This window comes from Massilia jejuensis (assembly GCF_042656795.1).
Lineage (GTDB): Bacteria > Pseudomonadota > Gammaproteobacteria > Burkholderiales > Burkholderiaceae_D > Telluria > Telluria jejuensis.
Genome location: NZ_JBHSMS010000074.1, coordinates 37,173 through 62,660, shown reverse-complemented (window position 1 = coordinate 62,660; position 25,488 = coordinate 37,173). Strand labels below are relative to the sequence as shown.

The 25,488-nt window shown below is 65.6% G+C and carries 21 protein-coding genes; 12 read left to right on the top strand and 9 right to left on the bottom strand.

Annotation, left to right across the window (positions count from 1 at the left end):
- Nucleotides 1-2 precede the first annotated feature (2 nt).
- The 6 genes from ACFPOU_RS21210 (at nt 3) to ACFPOU_RS21185 (ending at nt 6,166) form a co-directional block, all read left to right on the top strand.
- Nucleotides 3-2,294 (top strand): sensor histidine kinase, encoded by a 2,292-nt coding sequence (locus tag ACFPOU_RS21210; RefSeq protein ID WP_379726130.1) that lies wholly within the window; start codon nt 3-5, stop codon nt 2,292-2,294.
- 65 nt (nt 2,295-2,359) lie between these two features.
- Nucleotides 2,360-3,082: a response regulator gene (locus ACFPOU_RS21205; protein ID WP_379726127.1), complete on the top strand. Its 723-nt coding sequence runs from the start codon at nt 2,360-2,362 to the stop codon at nt 3,080-3,082.
- Nucleotides 3,083-3,144: 62 nt separating this feature from the next.
- Nucleotides 3,145-3,495, top strand: a complete 351-nt coding sequence (locus ACFPOU_RS21200; RefSeq protein WP_379726124.1) for a GTPase — start codon at nt 3,145-3,147, stop codon at nt 3,493-3,495.
- Nucleotides 3,496-3,591: 96 nt separating this feature from the next.
- Entirely contained in the window at nt 3,592-3,849 is a 258-nt protein-coding gene (locus tag ACFPOU_RS21195; RefSeq protein WP_192053224.1) for a BTH_I0359 family protein, read from the top strand.
- A 157-nt stretch (nt 3,850-4,006) separates the two neighbouring features.
- Nucleotides 4,007-4,783, top strand: coding sequence for a class II glutamine amidotransferase (locus tag ACFPOU_RS21190; RefSeq protein ID WP_379726121.1), 777 nt, complete (start codon nt 4,007-4,009; stop codon nt 4,781-4,783).
- 108 nt (nt 4,784-4,891) lie between these two features.
- Nucleotides 4,892-6,166: an EAL and HDOD domain-containing protein gene (locus tag ACFPOU_RS21185; RefSeq protein WP_379726119.1), complete on the top strand. Its 1,275-nt coding sequence runs from the start codon at nt 4,892-4,894 to the stop codon at nt 6,164-6,166.
- A 67-nt stretch (nt 6,167-6,233) separates the two neighbouring features.
- Here ACFPOU_RS21185 and ACFPOU_RS21180 read toward each other — a convergent pair whose 3' ends face one another.
- Together ACFPOU_RS21180 and metH are read right to left on the bottom strand one after the other, a co-directional pair.
- Nucleotides 6,234-6,602, bottom strand: coding sequence for an SPW repeat protein (locus tag ACFPOU_RS21180; RefSeq protein ID WP_379726116.1), 369 nt, complete (start codon nt 6,600-6,602; stop codon nt 6,234-6,236).
- Between the two features lie 109 nt (nt 6,603-6,711).
- Entirely contained in the window at nt 6,712-10,491 is a 3,780-nt protein-coding gene (gene metH, locus ACFPOU_RS21175) for a methionine synthase (RefSeq protein ID WP_379726113.1), read from the bottom strand.
- Between the two features lie 248 nt (nt 10,492-10,739).
- Here metH and ACFPOU_RS21170 point away from each other — a divergent pair, with 248 nt between their 5' ends.
- Nucleotides 10,740-10,970, top strand: coding sequence for a BrnA antitoxin family protein (locus ACFPOU_RS21170; protein ID WP_465263295.1), 231 nt, complete (start codon nt 10,740-10,742; stop codon nt 10,968-10,970).
- 68 nt (nt 10,971-11,038) lie between these two features.
- On the opposite strand, the gene fmt is transcribed toward ACFPOU_RS21170, so the two are convergent.
- Nucleotides 11,039-11,986, bottom strand: coding sequence for a methionyl-tRNA formyltransferase (gene fmt / locus ACFPOU_RS21165; protein WP_379726260.1), 948 nt, complete (start codon nt 11,984-11,986; stop codon nt 11,039-11,041).
- A gap of 19 nt (nt 11,987-12,005) precedes the next feature.
- On the bottom strand, nt 12,006-12,548 hold the full coding sequence (def, locus tag ACFPOU_RS21160) for a peptide deformylase (RefSeq protein WP_379726110.1): 543 nt from the start codon (nt 12,546-12,548) through the stop codon (nt 12,006-12,008).
- A 280-nt stretch (nt 12,549-12,828) separates the two neighbouring features.
- On the opposite strand from def, the gene ACFPOU_RS21155 reads away from it, so the two are divergent.
- The 3 genes from ACFPOU_RS21155 to ACFPOU_RS21145 all read left to right on the top strand — a co-directional run bounded on the left by ACFPOU_RS21155 (nt 12,829) and on the right by ACFPOU_RS21145 (nt 15,693).
- Nucleotides 12,829-13,923: a LysM peptidoglycan-binding domain-containing protein gene (locus ACFPOU_RS21155; protein WP_379726107.1), complete on the top strand. Its 1,095-nt coding sequence runs from the start codon at nt 12,829-12,831 to the stop codon at nt 13,921-13,923.
- Between the two features lie 7 nt (nt 13,924-13,930).
- Nucleotides 13,931-15,067: a DNA-processing protein DprA gene (dprA, locus tag ACFPOU_RS21150; protein WP_379726104.1), complete on the top strand. Its 1,137-nt coding sequence runs from the start codon at nt 13,931-13,933 to the stop codon at nt 15,065-15,067.
- Nucleotides 15,068-15,228: 161 nt separating this feature from the next.
- On the top strand, nt 15,229-15,693 hold the full coding sequence (locus tag ACFPOU_RS21145; RefSeq protein ID WP_136223162.1) for a Smg family protein: 465 nt from the start codon (nt 15,229-15,231) through the stop codon (nt 15,691-15,693).
- An 82-nt stretch (nt 15,694-15,775) separates the two neighbouring features.
- Here the strand turns inward: ACFPOU_RS21145 and ACFPOU_RS21140 are convergent, their stop codons facing one another.
- Entirely contained in the window at nt 15,776-16,201 is a 426-nt protein-coding gene (locus tag ACFPOU_RS21140; protein ID WP_379726100.1) for an organic hydroperoxide resistance protein, read from the bottom strand.
- 108 nt (nt 16,202-16,309) lie between these two features.
- Nucleotides 16,310-16,765 (bottom strand): MarR family winged helix-turn-helix transcriptional regulator, encoded by a 456-nt coding sequence (locus ACFPOU_RS21135; RefSeq protein ID WP_379726097.1) that lies wholly within the window; start codon nt 16,763-16,765, stop codon nt 16,310-16,312.
- Nucleotides 16,766-17,077: 312 nt separating this feature from the next.
- Here ACFPOU_RS21135 and ACFPOU_RS21130 point away from each other — a divergent pair, with 312 nt between their 5' ends.
- The gene (locus ACFPOU_RS21130; protein WP_379726094.1) at nt 17,078-19,723 is read left to right on the top strand and encodes a DNA topoisomerase III; all 2,646 of its coding nucleotides are present in this window, start codon (nt 17,078-17,080) and stop codon (nt 19,721-19,723) included.
- A 148-nt stretch (nt 19,724-19,871) separates the two neighbouring features.
- Here the strand turns inward: ACFPOU_RS21130 and ACFPOU_RS21125 are convergent, their stop codons facing one another.
- Genes ACFPOU_RS21125 through ACFPOU_RS21115 form a run of 3 tightly spaced genes read right to left on the bottom strand, consistent with a single transcriptional unit; the run spans nt 19,872 to nt 24,537 of the window.
- Nucleotides 19,872-20,081 carry an addiction module protein gene (locus tag ACFPOU_RS21125; protein WP_379726091.1) on the bottom strand — a complete coding sequence of 70 codons (210 nt, stop codon included), beginning with the start codon at nt 20,079-20,081 and terminating at the stop codon, nt 19,872-19,874.
- A 43-nt stretch (nt 20,082-20,124) separates the two neighbouring features.
- A complete protein-coding gene (locus ACFPOU_RS21120; RefSeq protein WP_379726088.1) occupies nt 20,125-23,640 on the bottom strand; it encodes an ABC transporter permease/M1 family aminopeptidase in 3,516 nt (1,171 codons plus the stop codon).
- A gap of 3 nt (nt 23,641-23,643) precedes the next feature.
- Complete coding sequence (locus tag ACFPOU_RS21115; protein ID WP_379726085.1) at nt 23,644-24,537, bottom strand: ABC transporter ATP-binding protein; 894 nt, start codon at nt 24,535-24,537, stop codon at nt 23,644-23,646.
- A gap of 252 nt (nt 24,538-24,789) precedes the next feature.
- On the opposite strand from ACFPOU_RS21115, the gene coq7 reads away from it, so the two are divergent.
- A complete protein-coding gene (gene coq7 / locus ACFPOU_RS21110) occupies nt 24,790-25,434 on the top strand; it encodes a 2-polyprenyl-3-methyl-6-methoxy-1,4-benzoquinone monooxygenase (RefSeq protein WP_379726082.1) in 645 nt (214 codons plus the stop codon).
- Nucleotides 25,435-25,488 lie beyond the last annotated feature (54 nt).

Genomic DNA, 25,488 nt, shown 5'->3' with positions numbered 1-25,488 from the left:
GCGTGAACCAGGCCATGCGCTACGCGCTGGTAGTCGGCGGCGCGGTTGTCTCGATCCTGCTGTTCCTGCTTGCCTCGGCTTCCGACAACTCCGGTTTCTTCGACCGCTATTATTCCTGGCTGCTCGGCCTGAACGCGACGATCGCGTTCCTGCTGCTGATCCTGGTCGTGGTCGCCCTCGGCCGCCTGTATTCGCGCTACAAGGCCAAGCGCTTCGGCTCGCGCCTGATGGCGCGGCTCGTGCTGCTGTTCGCCGGCATCGGCATCCTGCCGGGCCTGATCATCTTCATGGTCTCGGTGCAGTTCGTCTCGCATTCGATCGAATCCTGGTTCGACGTCAAGATCGAGTCGGCCCTGCAGTCGGGCCTGAACCTCGGCCACGCCGCGCTCGACGAGTCGCTGGCCGAACTGTCGGCGAAAAGCCAGACCGTGGCCGCCACCCTGTCCGGCCAGGACGACACCGGCGCCCAGATGGCGCTGTCCCAACTGGTGTCCGACACCGACGACATGCAAAGCGCGCTCCTGCTCGACGCCAACGGCAAGCTGGTGGCCGGCGCCAGCGAGGACAAGCGCGCCGACCTGACGGCCGACCTGCCGAACCCGCAGATGCTGCGCCAGGCCGCCATGCCGGGCGGCTATGCGCGCGCCGAGGGCGGCATCGAACTCGACTTCCGCGAAAATACGGGCAACGGCGGCTCGAGCGCGCTCGACGCGGCCACCGGCCTGCGCCTGCGGGTGGTGATCTCGGTGCCCGAGCCGCCCGGCGCAACGCCGCGCTACCTGCAACTGATGCAGACAGTGCCGGTGAACCTGGCCTCGAATGCCGAAGTGCTGCGCAGCGCGTTTTCCGAATACCAGCAGCGCTCGGTCGCGCGCACGGGCCTGCGCCGGATGTATATCGAGACGCTGACCCTGACGCTGCTGCTGGCCATCTTCGGCGCCATCGGCAGCGCCGTGCTGATCGCCGGGAACCTGGCGCAGCCGCTGCTGGTGCTGGCCGAAGGCACGCAGGCGGTGGCCGAGGGCGACCTGTCGCCGCGGCCGATCGTCGAGACCAACGACGAGCTGGGCACGCTGACCCAGTCCTTCAATGCCATGACCGGCCAGCTGTTCGAGGCCCGCAGCGCCGTCGAACGCAACCGCGCCGCGCTGCAAAGCGCCAAGGCCCACCTCGAGTCGGTGCTGGCGAACATGTCGGCCGGCGTGCTGGTGCTCGACGCCGAGGGCACGGTGGTCAATTCGAACGACGCGGCCTGCCGCATCCTTCAGATGGAGCAGGGCCAGCTGACCGGGCCGCTGTCGAAGATCGAGGGCCTGGAGAACTTCGCCGCCACCGTCACGCGCGCGTTCTCGACCCAGAGCGCGCAGTCGGCCGCCGGCACCGCGCGCCAGCGCACCCACTGGCAGCAGGAAATCGAGATCCCCCGTCGCGGCGGCGCCGCCGGCGACGACCACGACACCACCTTGCTGGCGCGCGGCTCGCGCCTGCCGGTCGGCGTGGGCAGCGGCTTCATCGTCGTCTTCGACGATATCTCGGACGTCATCTCGGCCCAGCGCTCGGTGGCCTGGGGCGAGGTCGCGCGCAGGCTGGCGCACGAGATCAAGAATCCGCTCACGCCGATCCAGCTCTCGGCCGAACGGCTGCAGATGAAACTGGAGAGCAAGCTCGAGGCCGCCGACGCGGCGCTGCTGGCGCGCGCCACGACCACCATCGTCAACCAGGTCGATGCCATGAAGCGCATGGTCGACGACTTCCGCGACTATGCGCGCACGCCGCCGGCGGTGCTCGAGCCGCTCGACCTGAACGCGCTGATCGAGGAAATCCTCTCCCTCTACCTGGCCGAGGACGCCTCCGACGTGATCCATGCCGTGCTGGCGCCGAACCTGCCGCGCGTGATGGGCGACCCGACCCAGCTGCGCCAGGTGATCCACAACCTGCTGCAGAACGCCCAGGACGCGCTGGCCGACCGCGGCCCGGACGCGCGCGAACCGCGCATCGACGTCGCCACCGAGATCATCCGCTACACGGGCGCCGACGGGACCGCGGGGGAAGCGGTGCGCCTGGCGATCCTGGATAACGGACCGGGCTTTGCGCCGAAGATCCTGGCGCGCGCCTTCGAGCCTTATGTGACCTCGAAGGCGCGCGGCACCGGCCTGGGCTTGCCGATGGTGAAGAAGATCATCGACGAGCACGGTGGACGCATTGATGTTCAGAACCGTCCGGACGGAAGTGGCGCAGCAGTATTCATTTTGCTGTTAAAGTTAGCACAAGAGGCGGACTTGGCCGAAGCATAAAACGCGCATAGAATCACGACTGGCATCACAACTGATCACCCGGGTGGAGACGGAAGGCAAAAACGATGGCGAACATACTCGTAGTTGATGATGAAATGGGCATCCGCGAGCTACTCTCGGAAATTCTGGGAGACGAAGGCCATGCGATCACGCTGGCCGAAAATGCGCAGCAGGCACGCGAGGCACGCGCCGCCGGGGCGCCCGATCTTGTTCTGCTCGACATCTGGATGCCCGATACCGACGGCGTCACGCTGCTCAAGGAATGGCAGCGCGACGGCTTGCTGACCATGCCGGTCATCATGATGTCGGGCCATGCCACCATCGACACCGCCGTCGAGGCCACCCGCATCGGCGCCCTGAATTTCCTCGAAAAGCCGATCGCCCTGCAAAAGCTGCTCAAGGCCGTGCAGCAGGGCCTGGCCCGTGCGCAGGAAGTGGCCCGTGCACCGGCGCCGGCGCCGCGCCCGAGCATGCCGGCGCCCCCGGTCGAGGCGCCGCCGGCCGCCAACCCGATGTACGCGGCCCAGCCGGTCCCGGCGCCGCTCAACGGCGCGCGCGTGGGCGTGATCGGCCACGGCGAAACCCAGGGCTATACGCTCTCGTTCGACTTGCCGCTGCGCGAGGCGCGCGATGCCTTCGAGCGCATGTACTTCGAACACCATCTCGGACGCGAAGGCGGCAGCATGACGCGCGTGGCCGAAAAGACCGGCCTCGAGCGTACCCACCTGTACCGCAAGCTCAAGCAGCTCGGCGTCGAGCCGGGCAAGCTGGGCAAGCGAGGCGGATGAGGGAAGCGCGGCCGACGCAAGCCTTCTCATCAGGCTCTTCTTTGCGTCATCCGATTCCTACGGTGCTCGTCACCGGACCCAAGGCCGCGGCGCGCGAAGCCGCCATCTCTCTCGCCCTGCAGGCCGCTACGCCCCGTGGCGGCGGGGCTGCCGTCATCCTCGAAGGCCTCCCGGACGGCAATTGTCTGCTAGAGGCTTCCCAAAATCTCCTGATTTCGCGCATCGCGCCCGGTTGCTTGTGCTGCGCAGGAAATCTCGTCATGCGTGTTACATTAAATCGTCTGTTGCGCCAATGCCCGGCGCGCCTGTTCATCGGCGTTGCGGGCACCACGCATCTCGATCAGTTGCGATCATGGTTAAGTAGCCCGCCATACGATCAACTGCTGGCGCTGATGCCTGACCTGCACTCTTGAAATTTGGTCCGGCAAGCCCCACCTCTTCACTAAGTCAAAGCCGGTTGCCCGCCGCCACGCAGCCGGTCAACACGCGGATCAAGAGAAGGAGTTACCATGAACATGATCTACAACAGCGAACAGTACAGCGTGGTCGAATTTGGCGTCGATCGCGACCTCGAAGCCTTGCGCTTCGGTGGTTACGAAATCGTCGACAAGGCCGGCCGGCGTGAAGCGTTCATCGGCGGCAAACTGGCGCAATCGTTCCGCCGCGATGTCAACAACCTCATCGCGAGCGAGCCGACCATGGAAGAGATCGACGATTTCCTCGGCTCCTACGACACCATGATGAACCAGCCGGTGGTGCTGCACTAGCACGCCCGTCACAGCCCGGAGGACCCGCGACGGACGACGGCCAGGGACGACAGGATACAGGCGCAGGCTGCACCGGCGCCGCCCCGTCCTTGGCCTGCCGTACGACCGCAAGCGTTCCAGCGCCGCGCCGACCGGGCAACATGGTAAGCTGACTGCCATGTGCCAACTCCTTGCAATGAATTGCAATGTCCCAACCGACATTGTGTTTTCCTTCACCGGTTTTGCCCACCGCGGCGGCCGCACCGATACCCACCACGACGGCTGGGGCATCGCCTTCTTCGAGGGCGCCGGGGTGCGCCATTTCGTCGATCACCAGGCGGCGATCGCGTCGCCGATTGCCGAGCTGATCAAAAATTATCCGATCAAGTCGACCAATGTCATCGCCCATATCCGCAAGGCGACCCAAGGCCATGTCGCGCTCGAGAACTGCCATCCCTTCGTGCGCGAGCTCTGGGGCCGCTACTGGGTGTTCGCCCACAATGGCGATCTGAAGGAATTCAAGCCCCGCCTCGACGGCGCTTTCCGCCCGGTCGGCAGCACCGACAGCGAACATGCCTTCTGCTTCCTGCTGCAGGAACTGCGACGCCGCTTCGGCGACAGTCCGCCGCCACTGCCGGCCTTGCGCGCCGCGCTGGAGGAACTGGTACAAACCGTCTCGGATCACGGCACCTTCAACATGATGCTGTCGGATGGCACGGCCCTGTTCGCGCACTGTTCGACCAAGCTCAGTTATGTGGTGCGCCAGTATCCGTTCGTTACCGCGCGCCTGTCGGACGAAGACTTGTCGGTCGACTTTTCGCAGGTCACGACTCCGAACGACCGGGTCGCCATCATCGTCACCGAGCCGTTGACGACGAACGAAACCTGGACCGCCTTCGCTCCTGGACAATTGCTGGTATTTATCGACGGTTTGCCGGTTCCCGCCGCCCACTAGAACGTTTTTGCAATTTGGCATCGATTTCCAGAAAAAATGATGCCGAAAATCCACTGATTGCTGAGAATGCGGTAGAGTGGGCGGCATGAACGTGACCACGGGACCGCGATGACCGATACCGCCAGCCTTGACCAGGCCTCCCAGCCTTTGCAGCTGCGACATTTCTATCTCGCGCGCCAGCCGATGCTCGACCGCAATCAGGCCCTGTTCGGTTACGAACTGCTGTTCCGACCTACCCCCGCCAACAGCGCCGACATCGAATCGGACCTGCCGGCCACGGCCGGCGTGCTGGCCCATGCCGCCCAGCTCGGCTTGCCGCGCGCGGTAGGCGACGCCGTCGCCTTCCTGAACGTCGACACCGAAGTGCTGATGAGCGATATCTTCGCCTTCCTGCCGCGCGAGCGCACCGTGCTCGAACTGGTCGGCACGGTCGAGGCGACGGAACCGGTGCTCTGGCGCCTGGCCGAGCTCAGCGGCCATGGTTTCAGGTTCGCCGCCGAAGCGAGCGCCCATGGCAGCCGCCTGGGCCGCCTGCTGCCCCTGCTCGATTACGTGAAGATCGACCTGCGCGCCATGCCGGTCGTGACCATGCTGGCGCTGGTGCCGCGCCTGCGCGGTACCGGCAAGCGCCTGATCGCCGAGAAGGTCGAGAGCCAGACCGAATACAAGACCTGCCTCGACCTCGGTTTCGATTATTTCCAGGGTTTTTATTTCGCGCGCCCATCGGTGATCGCGGGGCGCAAGCTCTCGCCTTCGCAACTGGCCGTCGTCGACCTGCTGAACCTGGTGATGTCGGACACCGACAACATCGACATCGAGCGCGCCATCAAGCGCGACGTCACCCTGTCGATCAACCTGCTGCGCATCGTGAACACCCCGGCCGCCGGACTGCGCCAGCGCATCGATTCGCTGAGCCAGGCCCTGGTCGTGGTCGGGCGCCGCCAGCTGCAGCGCTGGCTGCAAATCATGCTCTTCGCCGAGCCGGGCAACCACGGCCACACCCAGACCCCGCTGCTGATGCTGGCCAGCACCCGCGCGCGCCTGATGGAGCTGCTGGCGGAGCGCCTGCGCCCGGGCCAGCGCCACGTGGCCGACATGGCCTTCACGGTCGGCATCATGTCGCTGATGGATACCCTGTTCTGCGTGCCGATGGCGGACCTGGTCGAGCAGATTCCGGTGAGCGACGAAGTATCGGGTGCGCTGCTGCGCCGCAGCGGCTTCTTCGGCGAACTGCTGCGCCTGGCCGAAGCCTTCGAGCGCATGGAAGAAGGCGACGACGTCATGCCGGCCCTGAGCGAACTAGCCAGCAGCGGCGACGACCTGGTCGAACTGGAAATGGCCGCCTTCGAGTGGAGCGGTCAGGTCGTGCGCAGCGCGCTCTGAGCGCGCCAGGCGAGCGCGGCGCCCGGCGCCGCCGGACCCGGGACAGGCCCCGGGTCCGGCGCGTCGCTTACGAGGTGCCGGCCCACTGCTGATGCAGCTCGGGGTCGGTACGCAGTTCCCACATCCCGAGCACGACCGTTGCGAGGCCGACGAGCAGCATGCTGGCGCTCATGGCCTGGTCGGGCATGACATCGACCAGCCAGGGCGAGACCGCCACCCAGGCGCCGACGATGATGTTCAGGAAGACTGCCCAGGCATACGTCTTGTAGAGATCGAAAGCGGCGAGCGCCGCCATGATGACGCCTGCCGTATAGGCATTGATGGCAGGCGTCGAATCGCTCGGGTAACCGAACACCCAGGGCGAGACGAACAGCCACACACCGAGCAGCAGGATGACCTGGTCCTGCCAGCGCCGGGTCGAGAGATGCATAGCCATGACTACCTCCTTCAATATGGGACAAATCCCATGTGAATTAGGCAGCGGCGCAGGCAGGAAGTTCATGGCGCCGATGGACGGGCATGCTGCTGCCGTCCACCCTGCAGGCTTACGACAGATTCGGCGCCAGGTGGCGTTCGACTTCCTGCTTGTCCATCCCGCGGCGGCGGGCCATGTCGACGACCTGGTCGTCGCCGATCTTGCCGACCACGAAATACTTCGATTCCGGATGCGCCAGGTAGAAGCCCGATACGGCCGCGCCAGGATACATAGCGTAGGATTGCGTCAGTTGCATGCCGATCTCCTCGGCCTGCAAGGTCTCGAACAATTCCTTCTTGACCGTGTGCTCGGGACAGGCAGGGTAGCCCGGCGCCGGGCGGATGCCGACGTATCGTTCCGCGATCAGGTCCGGATTGCTCAGGTCCTCGTTCGGCGCGTAGCCCCACAGGTCGGTGCGCACGCGCTCGTGCAGGTATTCGGCAAACGCCTCGGCCAGGCGGTCGGCCAGGGCCTTGAGCATGATCGACGAGTAGTCGTCGTGCGCCTCCTCGAAACGCTGTTCGTGCTTCTCGATACCGAGGCCGGCGGTGACCGCGAACATGCCGATGTAATCCATCACGCCCGAGTCTTTCGGCGCGATGAAGTCGGACAGGCACTGGTTCGGGCGCTGCACGCCGTCGACCACCGGCTTGACGCCTTGCTGGCGCAGGCCGTGCCAGGTGAAGGCGACCTGCTCGCGCGTTTCGTCCGTGTAGATCTCGATGTCGTCGTCGTTGACGCTGTTGGCCGGCAGCAGGGCGAGCGCGCCGTTGGCCGTCAGCCAGCGTCCCTCGATGATTTTCTTGAGCAGGGCCTGGCCATCCTCGAACACTTTCGAGGCCGCTTCGCCGACCACGCCGTCGGTCAGGATGGCGGGGAAGGGTCCGGCCAGGTCCCAGGTCTGGAAGAACGGAGCCCAGTCGATGTAGCGTGCCAGGGTGGCCAGTTCGACGTTCTTGAAGACGCGGCGGCCGATGAACTTCGGCTTTTTCGGCGCGAATGCCAGCTTGGCCTTGTTGCCGCGCGCCTGTTCTAGCGTGAGCATCGGCAGCGCCTTCTTGTTGGCGTGCTGTTCGCGGATGCGTTCGTAGTCGAGCTTGATCTCGGCCATGTACTGGTGGCGCGATTCCTCGGTCAGCAGCGACTGGCCGACCGAGACCGAACGCGAGGCGTCCGGCACGTACACGACCGGGCCGTCGTAGTGCGGCGCGATCTTCACGGCCGTGTGGGCACGGCTGGTGGTGGCGCCGCCGATGAGCAAGGGAATGCCGCGCTCGCGGAACCACGGGTCGCGCTGCATCTCGCGCGCGACGTGGGCCATCTCTTCGAGCGAGGGCGTGATCAGGCCCGACAGGCCGACGATGTCGGCGTTCTCGGCCTTGGCCCTGGCGAGGATGTCGGAGCAGGGCACCATCACGCCCATGTTGACGATCTCAAAGTTATTGCATTGCAGGACCACCGAGACGATGTTCTTGCCGATGTCGTGCACGTCGCCCTTCACGGTGGCGATGACGATCTTGCCCTTCGGTTTGGCGACGACGCCGGTGCGCTCTTGCTCGCGCGCCTTTTCTTCCTCGATGTACGGAATCAGGTGGGCCACGGCCTGCTTCATCACGCGCGCCGACTTGACCACCTGCGGCAGGAACATCTTGCCCTGGCCAAAGAGGTCGCCGACGATGTTCATGCCGTCCATCAGCGGGCCCTCGATCACGTGGATCGGGCGCCCTTCGGCCGCCAGCACGGCCTGGCGCGCTTCCTCGGTGTCCTCGACGATCCACTGCGTGATGCCGTGCACCAGCGCGTGCGCCAGGCGTTTTTCGACGGGGCCGTTGCGCCATTCGAGGTTCTGTTCCTGCTTGCCGCCGCCCGCCTTCAGGCTGCCGGCGATCTCGATCATGCGCTCGGTGGCGTCCTGGCGGCGGTTCAGCACGACGTCCTCGACGCGCTCGCGCAGCTCGGCCGGCAGGTCGTCGTAGACGCCGACCATGCCGGCGTTGACGATGCCCATCGTCATGCCGGCCTGGATCGCGTGATACAGGAAGACGGTGTGGATCGCTTCGCGCGCCGGGTCGTTGCCGCGGAAGCTGAAGGAGACGTTCGAGACGCCGCCCGAAACTTTCGCATGCGGCAGGTTCTGGCGGATCCAGCGCGTGGCGTTGATGAAATCGACTGCGTAGTTGTCGTGCTCTTCGATGCCGGTGGCGATCGCGAAAATGTTCGGATCAAAAATGATGTCTTCCGGGGGGAAGCCCACTTGCTCCGTCAACACCGTGTAGGCGCGCTGGCAAATCTCGGTCTTGCGCGCGAAGGTATCGGCCTGGCCCTGCTCGTCGAAGGCCATCACGATCACGGCCGCGCCGTAGCGGCGGCAGAGGGTGGCCTGGCGCAGGAATTCTTCCTCGCCTTCCTTCAGCGAAATCGAGTTGACGATGGCCTTGCCCTGCACGCATTTCAGGCCCGCCTCGATCACGCTCCACTTCGAGGAGTCGATCATGATCGGCACGCGCGAAATGTCGGGTTCGGAGGCGATCAGGTTCAAGAAGCGCGTCATGGCCGCCTGCGAGTCGAGCATCGCTTCGTCCATGTTGATGTCGATGACCTGGGCCCCGTTCTCGACCTGCTGGCGCGCCACCGACAGCGCCTCGTCGAACTGCTCGTTGAGGATCATGCGCGCGAAGGCTTTCGAACCGGTGACGTTGGTGCGCTCGCCGACGTTGACGAACAGCGAGCTCTCGTCGATCGTGAACGGCTCCAGGCCCGACAGGCGCAGCGCGGTCGGGATGTCCGGCAGCGCGCGTGGTTTCGCCGTGGACAACAGCTCGGAGATCGCCGCGATGTGCTCGGGCGTGGTGCCGCAGCAGCCGCCGGCGATGTTGACGAAGCCGGCTTCGGCGAATTCGCGCAAGAGCGCCGACGTGTCGGCCGGCAGCTCGTCGAAACCGGTGTCGCTCATCGGGTTGGGCAGGCCGGCGTTCGGGTAGATGCACACGAAGGTGTCGGCAATGCGCGACAGCTCTTCGGCGTAGGGACGCATCAGCGCCGCACCCAGCGCGCAGTTCAGTCCGATCGTCAGCGGTTTGGCGTGGCGCACCGAATTCCAGAAGGCGGGCACGGTCTGGCCCGACAGGATGCGGCCCGAGGCGTCGGTGACGGTGCCCGAGATCATGATCGGCTTGCGCACCACGTCCGGGTGCTCGTCGAAATACAGGTCGATCGCGAACAGCGCCGCCTTGCAGTTGAGGGTGTCGAAGATGGTCTCGACCAGCAGCACGTCGACGCCGCCTTCGACCAGGCCGGCCACCTGCTCGTGGTAGCTCGCGACGAGTTGATCGAACGTGACGTTGCGCGCGGCCGGATCGTTGACGTCGGGCGAGATCGAGGCCGTCTTCGGAGTCGGGCCGAGGGCGCCGGCAACGAAGCGCGGTTTGTCGGCGCTGCTGTACTTGTCGCAGGCGGCGCGTGCCAGCCTGGCGGCTTGTACGTTCATCTCGTAGGCCAGGTGGCCCATGTGGTAATCGTCCTGGGCCACGCTGGTGGCGCCGAAGGTATTCGTCTCGATCAGGTCGGCGCCGGCCGCGAGGTAGCGCTCGTGGATTTCCTGGATGATCTGCGGCTGGGTCAGGGTCAGCAGTTCGTTGTTGCCCTTCACAAAAAGTTCGCGCGCGCCGCTGTCCGCCGGGGCGGCGAAGCCGGCGAAGCGGCCCTGCGGTCCGCCGCGGTAGGCGGCTTCATCGAGTTTGTATTGCTGGATGATGGTGCCCATGGCGCCATCCAGGATCATGATGCGGCGCGCCAGGATCGCGCGCAGCTGGGTTTCGATCGGGGATGGAATGGAAGTCGGGGCAGTCATCGGTCACTTTCTAGAGGCGTGCGCGGAACACCGGCACGGGAAGGGCGGTCTGAAATTATACGTCAATGCGGGGTTGGACCGCCCTCGGCAGGCCAGGTGGAGAAGATTGTATCGTTATGTGTTTATGCACTCGATTGTTACACGGTGTTACAAAATCTGTCGGTTCCGCAATTTTGCCGATACATACAGCGACGACAATAAATACAGGCCATGAAGAACGTGGCACGGTTTAACACGGGACGGATAGCATGAACAAAGAATACGAACCAGATTGGGATCAGCCTGCGATGCCCAGCCACATGACGGCGACAGAGCCGAAGGCCACGCCACCGGGGGCGAAGCAGATCGTGACGATCCGCCTCGACGTCGACATGCTGGAATGGTTCAAGGCAGCCGGTCCCGGGTACCAGACCCGCATCAACCAGGTCTTGCGCGAGCATATGGATGCCCAGCGCGCAGGCGAGTTGGACGCGGAGTAGGCAGGGTGGGTCGGCACGCGTCCGACGGGCGCGTCGTTCGCGTTGTTCGCGTTGTTCGCGTTGTTCGTTTACGCGAACACCAATCCTTCCAGCGCAAATCCCTTCAGGAATTCCCCCGCCGGCAGGCGCTTGCCGCCCGGCTTTTGCAATTGCACCAGACGCAGCGCACCCTCGCCACAGGCAACGACGATGCCTTGCGCGTCGGCGGTCAGCACCTGTCCCGGCGTGCCGGCACCGTCCGCCGGCAGCGCGTTCCAAATCTTGACCACGGTCCCGTTCACGCTGCCTTGCGCACCGGGAAACGGGTTGAAGGCGCGCACCTTGCGCCACAGGTCGACGGCGGGCAGGGTGAAATCGAGCCTGGCCTCGTCCTTGCTGATCTTGGCCGCGTAGCTCACGCCGGCAGCGGGCTGCGGCGTGGCGGGCAATGCGCCCCGCTCGAACCGGCGCAAGGCCTCGACGATCATCGTCGCGCCCAGCGCGGCAAGCTTGTCGTGCAGGCTGCCGGTAGTGTCGCCATCGTCGATGGCCACGCGTTCGATCAGCATCATCGGCCCGGTATCGAGGCCTTCTTCCATGCCCATGATGGTCACGCCCGTTTCCGCATCGCCGCTTTCGATGGCGCGGTGGATCGGGGCGGCGCCGCGCCAGCGCGGCAGCAGCGAGCCATGGATGTTGATGCAGGGCGCGATGTCGAGCGTGCTGCGCGGCAAGATCAAACCATAGGCCGCGACCACCATCACGTCATAGCCGAGCGCGGCGAGGCGCGCGTGGGCGGCCTGGGCCTGCGACGCGCGCTGCGGGTCCTTGCTGTCCATGCGCAGCGACAGCGGCTGCAGCACCTCGATGCCATGGTCGAGCGCGACCTGTTTCACGCTCGAGGCTTGCACCTGCATGCCGCGCCCGGCCGGGCGGTCGGGCTGGGTCAGCACGAGCGGGATGTCGAAACCGGCATCGATCAAGGCGCGCAAGGCGCAGGCGGCAAACTCCGGCGTACCGGCAAAGACGACTTTCAGCGGCGCCCTGGTCATCGGCTCAATACCGGCGGCCGGCGGCCTTCAGGGCCGCTTCGCGTTCCATGCCGCGCCCTTCCTTCTGCAGCTTGGCCTTGATGCGGTTGCGCTTCAGGGGCGACAGGTATTCAACGAAGACCTTGCCCATCAGGTGGTCCATCTCGTGCTGGATGCAGACGGCCAGCAAGCCATCGCAGTCGAGCTCGAAGAATGCGCCTTGCGCATCCTGGGCGCGCACCTTCACGCGCGCCGGGCGTTCGACGCCGTCGTAGACGTTCGGCACCGACAGGCAGCCCTCGTCATAGACCTGCATTTCGTCGCTGGCCCAGACGATTTCCGGATTGACGAACACCAGCAGCCCGTCGTGCGTCTCGGTGGTGTCGATCACGACCACGCGCTCATGCACGTCGACCTGGGTCGCGGCCAGGCCGACGCCGGGCGCGTCGTACATGGTCTCGGCCATGTCGGCCACCAGGGTAGCCAGGCGCGCGCCGAATTCGGTGACTGGCGCCGCCACCTTGTGCAGGCGGGGATCGGGATAGCGCAGGATCTTCAAGAGGGCCATATCAGCGTGTTCAGTAATAGTTAAATAAGGGATCGGGATGGACGGTCGATAGATGGAGGCGCAGGACAGGAATGCAACACATTACAAAACTGGCAGGACGCGGTTTGTCTTGCTAGTTCAAGGATTTGTGTGCAGAATTTGATTCAGTAGGGCAACCCTTTTTGATCCGCCGGGCGGCAAAGGGGAGTTACGTCGTGCTGTCTCTTGCGCCGCGGCTGGCCAGGATGACGGGCGCAGCCAGCAATTCCGTTGTCAATGCCGCACTTTACGAACGTCTTCAATGAAAAATTTTAGCACAGTCGTGACCCGCGCTGCAGCCGCGGCGCTAGTCGCGTGTGTCGTGGCCGGCCCTGTCCAGGCTGCTGAATGCAGCTTCAAGGCAAATGCTCCCGATCAGCATCGCGTCGTCAAGGGCGATACCCTGTGGGATATTTCCGGCGCCTTCCTCGAGCATCCCTGGTGCTGGCCCCAGGTATGGGGCATGAACCGCGAAGAGATCCGCAATCCGCACTGGATCTATCCGGGCCAGATCGTCTATTTCGACCGTGCGCGCGGGCGCCTCTCGCTGACCAGGCCCGGCGGCGGCGACGGCGGCGACGCGCCCCTGCTGCGCCTGTCGCCCCAGGTGCGCAGCGAAGGCCTCGAGCGCGGCGCCATCGACGCCATTCCCGCCGGCCTCATCGAACCCTACCTGACCCAGCCGCTGGTGATCGAACAAGACGCCCTGGCCGGCGCGCCGCGCATCGCGGCTTCGGCGGAAAACCGGCTCTACCTCGGCACCGGCGACCGCGTGTACGTGCGCGGCGGCTTGCAGGGCGCGACCGAATTCCAGGTGTTTCGCCCGCGCGGTCCGCTGAAGGATCCGCAGACCGGCGCCGTGCTGGCGCATGAAGCGACCTATGTCGGGACGGTCAGGCTGGTCAAGGCGGCCGCGCCCGGCGTCGACGTGCACACCATGACGGTCTCGGGTTCGGTGAGCGAAATGGGCGTGGGCGACCGCCTGTTGCCGGCGCCGCCCCCCACGGTGCGCAACTATGTGCCGCACGTGCCGCTCGTCGGCATCGACGCGCGCGTGATGTCGATCCATGCCGGCGTGACCCATGCCGGGCAAAACCAGATCGTCACTGTCAACCGCGGTTCGATTGACGGACTCGATGTCGGCTCGGTCTTGCAGCTCTATCATTTCGGGAAGACGGTGGCCGATCCGGAAGGCAGCAAGGGGCTGTTCGGATTGAAGAAGCCGACGTTGAAGCTTCCCGATGAACAATATGGCAGCCTGTTCATCTTCCGAGTGTTCGGGCGCGTTTCCTATGGCCTGATCATGCAGGCGACGGTGCCGGTGGAAGTCGGCGACGTGGCGAAATCACCGGAGTAAATCCACCGTGCAGGACACGGACCCCATCCCCGCCAGCCGCGTTAGCTTCCTCACCGACTGGCTGCGCCTGGACGGGGCACGCGGGGTAGGGCTGCGCACGGCGCACCTGCTGCTGGCCGCCTTCGGCTCGCCGCGTGCGATCTTCGAAGCAGGCCATGCGGCGCTCGCCGCCCATGCCGGTCCCGCCGTGGCGGGGGCGCTGTGCGCGCCGCCCTCGCGCCAGACACGCGAGCGCATCGACGCCACGCTGGCCTGGCTGCGCGCGCCCGCGCATCACGTGCTGGCGCTGGGCGATGCCGCCTATCCGCGGGCGCTGGCCAACATTCCCGATCCGCCGCTGCTGCTCCATATCAGCGGCCGCATCGACCTGCTCGCGCGTCCGGCGCTGGCGATCGTCGGCAGCCGCAATGCGACTGTGCAGGGGAAGGCGAACGCGGCGGCCTTTGCGGCGGCCTTGTCGGACGCGGGCGTGTGCGTGGTTTCGGGATTGGCGCTCGGCATCGATGCCGCGGCGCATGAAGGCGCCTTGCGCGGCGCGGGCTCGACGATCGCCGTGGTCGGCACCGGCGCCGACTTGTGCTATCCGGCGCGCAATCGGGCGCTGGCCGAACGCATCGCCGACGCAGGCTGCATCGTCAGCGAATATGCGCTCGGCACGCCTCCCACGTCCGGTAACTTTCCGCGCCGTAACCGCATCATCAGCGGCTTGTCGTCCGGCGTGCTCGTCGTGGAAGCGGCAGCGCGCTCGGGCTCGCTCATTACCGCACGCGTGGCGGCCGAACAGGGCCGCGACGTGTTCGCCTTGCCCGGTTCGATCCACGCGCCGCTGGCCAAGGGCTGCCACCAGCTCATACGCGACGGCGCGCGGCTGGTCGAGACCGTCGACGAAGTGCTCGAAGCCTTGCAGGTGTCGCCGCTGGCATCGGCGTCGTTATCGGCAAGCGGCGCCGCGCATGCATTGCCGACGGAAACGGACTGTACGGATTTGCTCGCGCAACTCGGACATGGGCCGCTCGACGTCGACGATTTGCTCGAACGCCTGGGCGCCGATATCGGCCAGTTGAGCATGGGCTTATTGGCACTCGAAATGGCCGGCATGATCGAACGTTTACCTGGTGGAAAAGTGCAGCGTGTATATATTTAATGCCCTTCGCGTAGCGCGTTGAAAAGAGACATCATGTTGAACAATACCGGCTGGCCTGTATGAACCGATAAGGCCGAAAAACGACGATTTCCATGTGCCGGATGCGCGCGCACGCGGCAAGCTTGTACCTGTGCGAGCTTAGCTGCTACAGTAGCGACACTATGTTCGACATCCTGGTCTACCTCTACGAGACGTACTATCGTCCCGAAGCCTGCCCCGAGCCGGCTGCACTGGCACGCAAGCTCTCCGCCGTCGGCTTCGACGACTTCGAGATCTGCGAGGCCATCGATTGGCTCACGGGGCTTACTGAAATGGCCGGCGAAGAGCTGGCCGACGTGGTCGCCTCCACCGGCACCCGTTATTACGTGGACGAGGAATATAACGAGCTCGGCAGCGCCGCGATCGGCTTCATCCAGTTCCTGGAAAGCGCCAAGCTGCTCACGCCGCTACAGCGCGAAATCGTCATCGAGCGCGCACTCGCGGTGGACGAATCGCCCGTTACCCTGAGCAAGCTGAAGATCATCGTGCTGATGATGATGTGGAGCCAGAACAAGGAACCGGACGCGCTGATCTTCGACGATCTGTTCGGCTCCGATGACGAACAAATTCCGCGTCAATTGCATTAAGTGATGAAATAACGCCGTACGCATAAAAACTGCCGCATTGCGGCAGTTTTCATGTCCACGCCTGGTGTTGCGAGCGAATCGTTTACACAATATTGAGCGTAACGTCGATGTTGCCGCGCGTTGCATTCGAGTACGGGCAGACCACGTGCGCCTTGTCCACCAGCGATTCGACCTGCTCGCGCGCCAAACCCGGAACCGAGACATTGAGTGTCACTTCGATGCCGAAGCCGGTCGGCAGCGGACCGATGCCGACATCGGCCGTGACTGCGGTCTGCGCCGGCAATGCCAGCTTTTCTTTTGCCGCGACGAACTTCAATGCGCCGATGAAACAGGCTGCATAGCCGGCTGCAAACAATTGCTCAGGATTACTTCCGGCGCCACCGGCGCCGCCCAGTTCGCGCGGCGTCGACAGCGCGACATTGAGCTGCTCGTCGGACGAGACGGCGCGGCCATCGCGGCCACCGGTGGCGGTTGCATGAGCGACATATAAGGTTTTTTCGAGGGACATGTTGTTCTCCAGTTGTGGTGATGAGAAGACAGCGCCGAATTGGATCGCTGTCGATTAAATAGTACGCTACTTAAATCGGCGGGCTTGATGCATGAAGTATCGCGGGCCTTAATTATGCAGTGCCAGGCTCGCCCGCAACTGCTCGAGCTGGCGCTGGATCGCCTGCAATTGTTCCGGCTTGCAGCCGGTCGCGCAAAACGCGCCTTCCGGCACCGCGCGCGCCTTGTTGCGCAGGGCACGGCCGGGATCGGTCAGGCTGACCAGCACCTGGCGCTCGTCGTCCAGGCCGCGCTCGCGCAGCACCAGGCCGGCCGCCTGCAGGCGCTTGAGCAGGGGCGTCAGGGTCGCCGAATCGAGGAACAGGCGCTCGCCCAGGCGCGATACGGTCACGCCCTCGGCTTCCCACAGCACCAGCATGACCAGGTATTGCGGGTAGGTAAGGCCGAGATCGGCCAGCAGGCGCCGATAGACCTTGGTCATCGCCAGGTTGGCCGAGTACAGGGCAAAGCAGAGCTGGCTGTCGAGGCGGAGCAGGGCGTCGGTCTTGGCGGATTTGCTGGTCATGGCCGCACTTTATATCGCGCGCTATCTAATTGCAAGCGATCTAATTGGCCCGTGCACGGCGCCGCGCCGCTGGTGATGCAGGCCAGAAATTTCATCGTTGCGGACGCGCCACGACGGCGCCGCCACGGCCTTTTCCGCGGCGCCGTGCACGAACCTGGTGCAGAGGCTACTTGCGAATTGCGCGTCAAGGCGCTTATCATTGGCCGCTCATTCAAGACTGTTACCACTAAGATACTAGTGTCTTGGTCGACCGCCAAAGCATGTATGATGCGCAGGCCAAACACCTCTATATATAAGTACGACGAGAAATCTATGACCAAAACCCTCATCATCGCCGAGAAGCCGTCCGTCGCGAACGACATCGCCAAGACACTCGGCGGCTTCACCAAGCACGATGAGTATTTCGAATCCGACGAATACGTCCTGTCGTCCGCCGTCGGCCACCTGCTGGAAATCGCGGTGCCCGAGGAATACGACGTCAAGCGCGGCAAATGGAGCTTCACGCACCTGCCGATGATTCCCCCTTACTTCGCGCTCAATCCGATCGCGAAGACCGAGTCGCGCCTCAAGGTACTCAACAAGCTCATCAAGCGCAAGGATGTCTCGACCCTCATCAATGCCTGTGACGCGGGCCGCGAAGGTGAACTGATTTTCCGCCTGATCGCGCAGAACGCGAAGGCCAAGCAGCCGGTCAAGCGCCTGTGGCTGCAATCGATGACGGCCAACGCGATCAAGGAGGGCTTCAAGCAGCTGCGCAGCGACGAAGAGATGCTGCCGCTGGCCGATGCTGCCCGCTGCCGCTCGGAAGCGGACTGGCTGATCGGCATCAACGGCACCCGCGCCATGACCGCCTTCAACTCGAAAGAGGGCGGCTTCTACCTGACGACCGTGGGCCGGGTGCAGACGCCGACCCTGTCGATCGTGGTCGAGCGCGAGGAGAAAATCAAGAAGTTCGTCGCGCGCGACTACTGGGAAGTGCGCGCCGAATTCGTCTGCGCCGCCGGTGTCTACGAAGGACGCTGGCTCGACCAGAAGTTCAAGAAGGACGAGAACGACCCGGAGAAGCGTCCCGAGCGCCTGTGGAGCAAGACGGCTGCCGACTCGATCGCCGCCGCCTGCCGCGGCAAGCAGGGCGTCGTCACCGAGGAATCGAAGCCGACCACCTCGATGGCGCCGGCCCTGTTCGACCTGACTTCGCTCCAGCGCGAGGCCAACGGCCGCTTCGGCTTCTCGGCCAAGAACACGCTCGGCCTGGCCCAGGCGCTGTACGAGAAGCACAAGGTGCTGACTTATCCGCGTACCGACTCGCGCCACCTGCCCGAAGACTACGTCGCCACCGTCAAGTCGACGATCGACTCGCTGGCCGAGAACAACAACTATCACCAGTTCGCCAAGCAGATCAGCAAGAACGGCTGGGTCAAGCCGAACAAGCGCATTTTCGACAACACCAAGATCTCGGATCACTTCGCGATCATCCCGACCGGCGTCGCGCCGAAAAACCTCTCCGAGCCGGAACAGAAGCTGTACGACCTGGTCACGCGCCGCTTCATGGCGGTGTTCTTCCCGCCGGCCGAGTTCCTGGTCACGACCCGCTTCACCGAAGTGTCCGGCCACCAGTTCAAGACCGAAGGCAAGGTCATGACGAACCCGGGCTGGCTGGCCGTCTACGGCAAGGACACCACCGGCGACGACAAGGATGGCGCGACCCTGGTGCCGGTCGCCAAGGGCGAGAAGGTGCTGACCGATAAAATCACCGCCAACGGCCTGGTCACGAAACCGCCCGCACGCTACAGCGAAGCGACGCTGCTCTCGGCCATGGAAGGCGCGGGCAAGCTGATCGATTCGGACGAGCTGCGCGACGCGATGGCCGGCAAGGGCCTGGGCACGCCGGCCACGCGCGCGGCCATCATCGAGGGCCTGCTGACCGAGAAATACCTGATCCGCGAAGGACGCGAGCTGATCCCGACCGCCAAGGCTTCGCAGCTGATGACGCTGCTGCGCGGTCTCGGCGTCAACGAACTTACCGCGCCGGAACTGACGGGCGAATGGGAGTACAAGCTGTCGCAGATGGAAAAGGGCAAGATTTCGCGCGAGGAATTCATGCGCGAGATCGCCCAGATGACCCAAATCATCGTCAAGCGTGCCAAGGAATACAACAACGACACGATTCCGGGCGAGTATGCGACCCTGGCCGCGCCGTGCCCGAACTGCGCCGGCGTGGTCAAGGAAAACTACCGCCGCTTCGCCTGCACCAAGTGCGATTTTTCGATGAGCAAGACGCCGGGCAGCCGCCAGTTCGAGATCAACGAGGTCGAAGAATTGCTGGAAAAGCGCACCATCGGTCCGCTGCAGGGTTTCCGTTCGAAGATGGGCCGTCCGTTCGCCGCCATCCTGCGCATCGTGCGCGACGAGGACATCAACAACTTCAAGCTCGAATTCGACTTCGGCCAGGACCAGGAGGGCGGGGAAGACGGCGAGGGCGTCGACTTCACCGGCCAGACGCCGCTCGGGCCGTGCCCGAAATGCTTTGGCGGCGTCTACGAGATGGGCCTGGCCTACGTGTGCGAGAAGAGCGTGGCCAAGCCCAAGACCTGCGACTTCCGCAGCGGCCGCATCATCCTGCAGCAGGAAATCCTGCCCGAGCAGATGGCCAAGCTGCTCAACGAGGGCAAGACCGACCTGTTGCCGGGCTTCGTGTCGCAGCGGACGCGCCGTTCGTTCAAGGCCTACCTGGCGCGCGCAAAGGACGGCAAGATCAGCTTCGAGTTCGAGGAGCGCAAGGCCAAGGCGCCCGCCAAGGGCAAGGCCGCCGCGGTGGATGCCGCGCCGGACGGCGAGGGCGGTGACGTGGCGGTGGCCGCAGCCGCCAAGGTAGCGAAAAAGCCTGCCGCGAAAGCGGCGGCGAAGAAGCCGGCCGCCAGGAAGGCGCCGGCCAAAAAGGCAGCCCCGAAAAAGTAAGCCTGGACTGGCTCGCACCCGCAACGAAAAAAACCGCGGCCTTCGGGTCGCGGTTTTTTATTGCTAACGTTGCATTCTGTTTATACGCTTACCCGATCCTGGTAGCGCAGGCAAGGCGAGAAGGCGGCGCAAGGGGGCGCCGCGCGGTTCACTCCTGCCAGTCTTGCAGGGCGCGGATCGCGGCTTCGCCGTTGCGGATCGCCTTCACCCGGCGCACGATTTCGTCGCGCCAGGCTTCGTCGGCATCGGCATCGGCGATGTCGTCGATGTCCTGTAACAGGACGCGCAGCACCTCATGCTTTTCCTCGGCGTTGAGGAGCTGAATTTTTTCGCAAACTTCGGCAAGCATGGTCGACATCGATAAACCTCACTGGAATAGTGCCTCGATAATATCGCGAGTTTTACCCGTTGTCGACAACTACCATGTTATCCGTCGGCTTCTTGTCGATCAGTTTGTAGTCAGGATCGATCCCGGCGCGGCCCGGGCGGACGTCGACGACGAAGCGGATGCGCTGCGCGCCGCTCGCCACGCGCCGCCGTTCGCGCACCAGGGGCTTGCCCGCGCGGTCGTCCACGCCGAACTCGATATAGTCGGCCAGCGGCAGTTCCTGCTCGGCCGCGCCGCCGGCCCGCACCTTGGCGGCGCTGGCATGCAGGGTCACCTCGTACCTGCCGTCCGGGCGCAGGCGCGCGCTGGCGCTGTCGGCGCGGTTCTCGTAAAGGACGATGTCGTCGAACAGGTCGCGCACCAGGTACGCCTTGTCGGGCGGCGCTTGCGCGCGCAGGGCCGCCGCCAGCGCCGCCATGTCCGGGGACGGCGAGCCGGTATCGGCGGCCAGGCCGCGCAGCACGCCGTTGACGCGTTCCTCGCCCAGCAGGTCCTGCGCCAGGAAGAGCGCCAGGCCCGCCTTATGGCGGCGCAGCCAGGGCTCGTCCTGGCTCATGACGAGCGGCTGTTCGCGTCCGGTCGCCAGGGCCCGGCCCATCAGGTAGGCACGCAGGTCTTCGCGCAGGTAGCGCCGCAGGGCCGGCGCGCCAGCACTGCGGCGCACCGCCATCAAGGCCGTGTACTCTGCCAGCCCGTCGGCCAGCGGCGAGCCGCCCGGCTGGCGCCGCCACCACTGGTGCGCGGTGCTCCAGGCGCCCATGTAGAACGGGTAGTCGATGCCGGTGCGCGCGTCGCCGTCGAGACGGGCGATGAAGGCGCCGTCTTCGGGCAAGGCCAGCATGCCGGGGAAGGCATGCGCCTCGCCGGCCTGGCGCGGCACCTCGACCAGGCGCAGGTCGTGCTCGCCGTAGGGGCCGAACTGGCGCGCGCCGTAATCGAGCGCGGCGACGGCGCCGCGCAGCAGGGGTGCCACGTTGTGGGCATGCGCCGGCTCGAAATAGGCGTCGATGGCCACGTCCTGCCAGCGCTCGTGGCGCACCGCATAGCGCGCCGAGGCGATCGCGTAGTCGGCGGGCATGGCGCCGTCGGAGCGGTAATGGAAATGGCGCCGCTCGCTGGCGATCCATTCGCGCTCGAGCGTGCCCGGCGCCACGGCGACCTGGTCGACCGCGGTGCCGATGACGGCGCTGAAGTCGATCCGTCCGGTCGGGGGCGGCGCGGCCTGCGGCGCGCGGCGCGCCAGGCCGTGGCGGCGGCGGTCGCGCGCGTCGCGCAGCGCGACCGTATGCTGGTAGCCGATGCGCGGCAGCGCCTCGTGCGTGAAGAAGCTGCCGTTGTTCGCTACCGGGGTGTCGCTGCCGATGCCGAGCAGGCCGCCCGGCGCGATGCTCAGTTCGAACGCGAGCGCGACGCGCGCGCCCGGCTGCATCGGCTGGGCCAGGCGGTAGTGGAAGAAGCCGCGTTCGCGGTCGCTGGTGAGCAGCGTGGCCGGCTGCGACAAGCGTACTGCCAGGTCGTAGCCCGGCTGCTGGTACAGCACCAGGTCGCGCAGCGGCGCGCCGCTGCGGTTCTCGAGCTGGTAGTGGCCCTGCACGGCCAGCATGCGTGCGCGCGGATGCAGCTCGACGCGCAGGTCGACCGTGGCCAGGGCCGGCTGCGGCAGGCGCGCGAAGGACAGGTAACGCCGCTCATAGGCGGCGCGGCGCGCCTCTTCCTGGTGCGTGGTGCGGTAGCTGCCGGCCACGTGCAGTTCGTACCACAGCAGGGCGCCGGTGCCCGCGAAGACCAGCAGGCCCGCCCCGAAGGCGCCCATGGCCGCTGGCGTCAGGTTCTGGCGCGCCATCCGCAAACGGCTTTTCAGTTCCGCGTTCACGCCGCGCGGCCACAGGACGACCGTTGCCGCAAGCAGCATCAGGGCCGCGCCGCCCCAATAAATTGCGAGCACGCGCTCGCGCCGCAGGTGGTGGCCGTAGCCGTTCATGGCCGAATAATCGAGCGGGGGGAAGGTCGCGTAATGCAGCAGCGGGTGGTCGAAGCCGCGCCCGCGCAATGCGATCGACGCCACGGCGAAGGCCGCCAGCAGCGCGTAGCCCAGGTATTTGCGGCTGCACAGCGCCTGCACCGCGATCGCCAGCACCGCCAGCAGCGCGTAGCGCGGCAGCAGGATCGTCGACAGGGTTTGCAAATACAGGCCCGGCTCGAGCGCGGCATAACCGCGCAGCAGCTGGCACAGCATCGCGCAGAGCATGGCCAGCAACAGCAGCAGCGCCTGCATCGCGACGAGCGCCAGCGTTTTCGACAGCGGCGCCAGCCAGCCCGGCACCGGCAGCGCGTCGAACAGCTGGCTGGTCCCCGCATCGCGCTCGCGCCAGACCAGCTGGCCCGCGTAGAAGGCGGTCACGACGACGATGTAGATCGCAAACACGTCGCGCACCAGTTCCAGCATTTGCCAGGTCACGGGATAGGTGCGCGCGCCGTGCAGGTGGCCGACGTCGAAGCTGCCCCAGGCCAGCAGCGCCATGCCGACGACGGCGATCAGGGCGAAGGGCAGCGTGGCCACCGACTGGCGCAGGTGGCGCGCCGCTTCGCTGGCCAGCAGCAGGCCCAGCTTGCGGCGTGCGAAGTCGGGCTGCCCGCGCGTGTTGACGGCCGCCTGCGACAGGACCGGACCGGCTTCGCCGGCGTTGCGCGGGTCGCTGCCGCGGGTTTCCAGCAGGCCGACCAGGTGGAAGCGCCAGTAGCCCAGCAGCAGGACGGCCAGGCCGAAGCCGCACCAGATCAGGCGGTTGACGAGGTAGACCCCTTCGAGCAGGACCGGACGCGCGTTGCGCGCAGGCGTGGGCCAGTATTCGGTCAGGTGCAGCAACGCCGTGGTGGCGAAGGGGTCGATCAGCGCGGCCAGGGTTTTATAGTCGAAGTCGCGCGCCAGCGAAGGGGCGATCGTATAGCCCACCATCAGCACGATGCCGGCCACGTAGACCGGCAGCATGCGCCGCGTCAGCGCCGCCAGCACGAAGAAGATGGCGCCGAAAATGAACAGGTTCGGCAGCAGGGTCAGCAGCCAGGGCAGCACATAGGTCAGGGCGCCGGCCGCGCCCACGCGGTCGGGGTCGATCCCGGGCAGCAGGCTGCCGATCCAGATGCCGAGGGGAATGGCGGCGAATACGAAGGCCAGCGCCAGCCAGGCGCCGAGGAAGCGTCCGAACACATAGGCGTATTTCGGAATCGGTGCGCTGAAGAAGAAATGGTGCATGCCGTACTCGAAGTCCTGCTGCACGGCACGGCCCATGATGGCGGCGATCACGATGACGCCGGCGCAGCCCAGCAAGGCGACGGACAAGGCGACCTGGCGCGGTCCGTTGATCAGCACGCGCGAGCCGAAGGCGACGACCGTGTCCTTGAAGACGCCGCCGGCGGCGGCCGTCCACAGCACGGCCAGGGCGACGAAGGCGAAGAAGTAGACCCAGGTCGACACCTGCTTGAAGCGCCCGCGCAGCTCGAAACGGGCAATGGAAAGGAGCGCTGCCATCGATCAGCAGTTCCCGGCCTGCAGGTTGTGGCGGCCGGCGATGGTGGCGAAATAGACATCATCGAGGCTGGCGTGCGCTTTCTCGAAGCCCATCCCGGGGTCGCCCTCGGCATACACATGGATCAGCGTGCGGCCGGCGCGCAGGCGCGTCGAGATCACCGTGTGCTGCTTCTGGAACAGCGGCAGGTCGGCCTTGTCGACGAAGCGCGCCCAGATGTGTCGCTCGATGCCCTCGATCAGGCGCGCCGGTTCGCCGCACAGCAGCACATGGCCCTTGTGGATGATCGCCATGTTGGCGCACAGGTCGGCCACGTCGGAGACGATGTGGGTCGACAGCAGCACCGTCTTGTCGGCGCCGATGTCCGACAGCAGGTTATGGAAGCGCACGCGCTCCTGCGGGTCGAGGCCGGCGGTGGGCTCGTCGACGATGATCAGCTGCGGGTCGCCGATCAGGGCCTGGGCCACGCCGAAGCGCTGGCGCATGCCGCCCGAGAAGGTGCCCAGCTTCTGGTGGCGCACCTCGAACAGGTTGGTCTGTTGCAGGAGCCCGTCGACGACCTCGCGCCGCCGTTGCTTGTGCGCGATGCCTTTCAGCTGGGCGAAATGGTCGAGCAGCTCGTAGGCGGACACTTTCGGATATACGCCGAAGTCCTGCGGCAGGTAGCCGAGCATGCGCCGTACCTCGTCCTTTTCGTCGAGCACGTCGATATCGTCGAGAAAGACCGAGCCGGCATCGCATTCCTGGAGCGTGGCGAGAATGCGCATCAGGGTCGACTTGCCGGCGCCGTTCGGCCCCAGCAAGCCGAACATCCCGGGCGGGATGTTCAGCGTGACCTTGTCCAGCGCCACCACACCATTGGCGTAGGTCTTGGACAAATTGCGGATGCGTAATTCCATGCGGACTCCAGATGAACTTTTGCAGGGCGATTACTTTCATTTCCGCCAAGCCTTTTTAACGACTGCATTGTATGCCTTAACGGCTGACCCTGGCCGCGCCGTGCGATGCACGGCGCCTGGCGCTGCCTGGACTGCAGAAAAGCGGGCGCAGGGTGTGCGCCCGCCGCGCTTTCCGGCATGGGGCCGGCAGGTGCGTGGCAAGCGCCGGGCACGGCGCATATAATGTGGTTTTGCCACGACTACTGGAATCCTATGCGAGCCAACCGTTTCATCAGTCCACTCGACGACCTGATCGTCGGCTTCGACAAGGCCCTGCGCGTGGTCGGCGGCGTGGCCTCGGCCTCGCGCGCGAACCCGGCGGCGCACGCGCTCGAGTGCGAACTCGACGAGCGCGAGCAGCGCCACAGCGCCGGCTTGATGCGCGTGAACCACGTCGGCGAAGTGTGCGCCCAGGCGCTCTACGATGCGCAGGCACGGCACGCGCAAAGCGCCGCCATGCGCGCCCAGTTCCAGCAGGCCGGACGCGAAGAGGAAGACCACCTGGCCTGGACCGCGCAGCGCCTGGCCGAACTCGGCTCGCAGCCGAGCCTGTTGAATCCGCTCTGGTATGCGGGCGCGTATGCGATGGGCACCGTGGCCGCCAGGCTGGGCGACGCGCGCAGCCTGGGTTTTGTGGTCGAGACCGAGCGCCAGGTCGAAGCGCACCTGAATCTCCACCTCGACCAGCTGCCCCCGGGCGACGCCAGGTCGCGTGCGATCGTCGAGCAGATGCGGCGCGATGAAGTTGCCCATGGCGATGCGGCCCAGGCACTGGGCGCGCAAGAGATGCCGGTGCCGGTCAAGCTGGCGATGCGCGCGATGGCGAAGGTGATGACGACGACGGCGTATTATTTATAAGGCATGCGGCGCCGGGCGCCGCCGGCGGTGCCTGTGTGCGCGGTTCGCGCCGCC

Excerpts from the sequence above, each read along its gene's own strand:
- ACFPOU_RS21205 (WP_379726127.1), top strand. The coding sequence starts at position 2,360 with ATGGCGAACATACTCGTAGTTGATGATGAAATGGGCATCCGCGAGCTA.
- ACFPOU_RS21195 (WP_192053224.1), top strand. The coding sequence starts at position 3,592 with ATGAACATGATCTACAACAGCGAACAGTACAGCGTGGTCGAATTTGGC.
- ACFPOU_RS21190 (WP_379726121.1), top strand. The coding sequence starts at position 4,007 with ATGTGCCAACTCCTTGCAATGAATTGCAATGTCCCAACCGACATTGTG.
- ACFPOU_RS21185 (WP_379726119.1), top strand. The coding sequence starts at position 4,892 with ATGACCGATACCGCCAGCCTTGACCAGGCCTCCCAGCCTTTGCAGCTG.
- ACFPOU_RS21180 (WP_379726116.1), bottom strand. The coding sequence starts at position 6,602 with ATGGCTATGCATCTCTCGACCCGGCGCTGGCAGGACCAGGTCATCCTG.
- metH (WP_379726113.1), bottom strand. The coding sequence starts at position 10,491 with ATGACTGCCCCGACTTCCATTCCATCCCCGATCGAAACCCAGCTGCGC.
- ACFPOU_RS21170 (WP_465263295.1), top strand. The coding sequence starts at position 10,740 with ATGAACAAAGAATACGAACCAGATTGGGATCAGCCTGCGATGCCCAGC.
- def (WP_379726110.1), bottom strand. The coding sequence starts at position 12,548 with ATGGCCCTCTTGAAGATCCTGCGCTATCCCGATCCCCGCCTGCACAAG.
- ACFPOU_RS21155 (WP_379726107.1), top strand. The coding sequence starts at position 12,829 with ATGAAAAATTTTAGCACAGTCGTGACCCGCGCTGCAGCCGCGGCGCTA.
- ACFPOU_RS21145 (WP_136223162.1), top strand. The coding sequence starts at position 15,229 with ATGTTCGACATCCTGGTCTACCTCTACGAGACGTACTATCGTCCCGAA.
- ACFPOU_RS21140 (WP_379726100.1), bottom strand. The coding sequence starts at position 16,201 with ATGTCCCTCGAAAAAACCTTATATGTCGCTCATGCAACCGCCACCGGT.
- ACFPOU_RS21135 (WP_379726097.1), bottom strand. The coding sequence starts at position 16,765 with ATGACCAGCAAATCCGCCAAGACCGACGCCCTGCTCCGCCTCGACAGC.
- ACFPOU_RS21130 (WP_379726094.1), top strand. The coding sequence starts at position 17,078 with ATGACCAAAACCCTCATCATCGCCGAGAAGCCGTCCGTCGCGAACGAC.
- ACFPOU_RS21125 (WP_379726091.1), bottom strand. The coding sequence starts at position 20,081 with ATGTCGACCATGCTTGCCGAAGTTTGCGAAAAAATTCAGCTCCTCAAC.
- ACFPOU_RS21120 (WP_379726088.1), bottom strand. The coding sequence starts at position 23,640 with ATGGCAGCGCTCCTTTCCATTGCCCGTTTCGAGCTGCGCGGGCGCTTC.
- ACFPOU_RS21115 (WP_379726085.1), bottom strand. The coding sequence starts at position 24,537 with ATGGAATTACGCATCCGCAATTTGTCCAAGACCTACGCCAATGGTGTG.
- coq7 (WP_379726082.1), top strand. The coding sequence starts at position 24,790 with ATGCGAGCCAACCGTTTCATCAGTCCACTCGACGACCTGATCGTCGGC.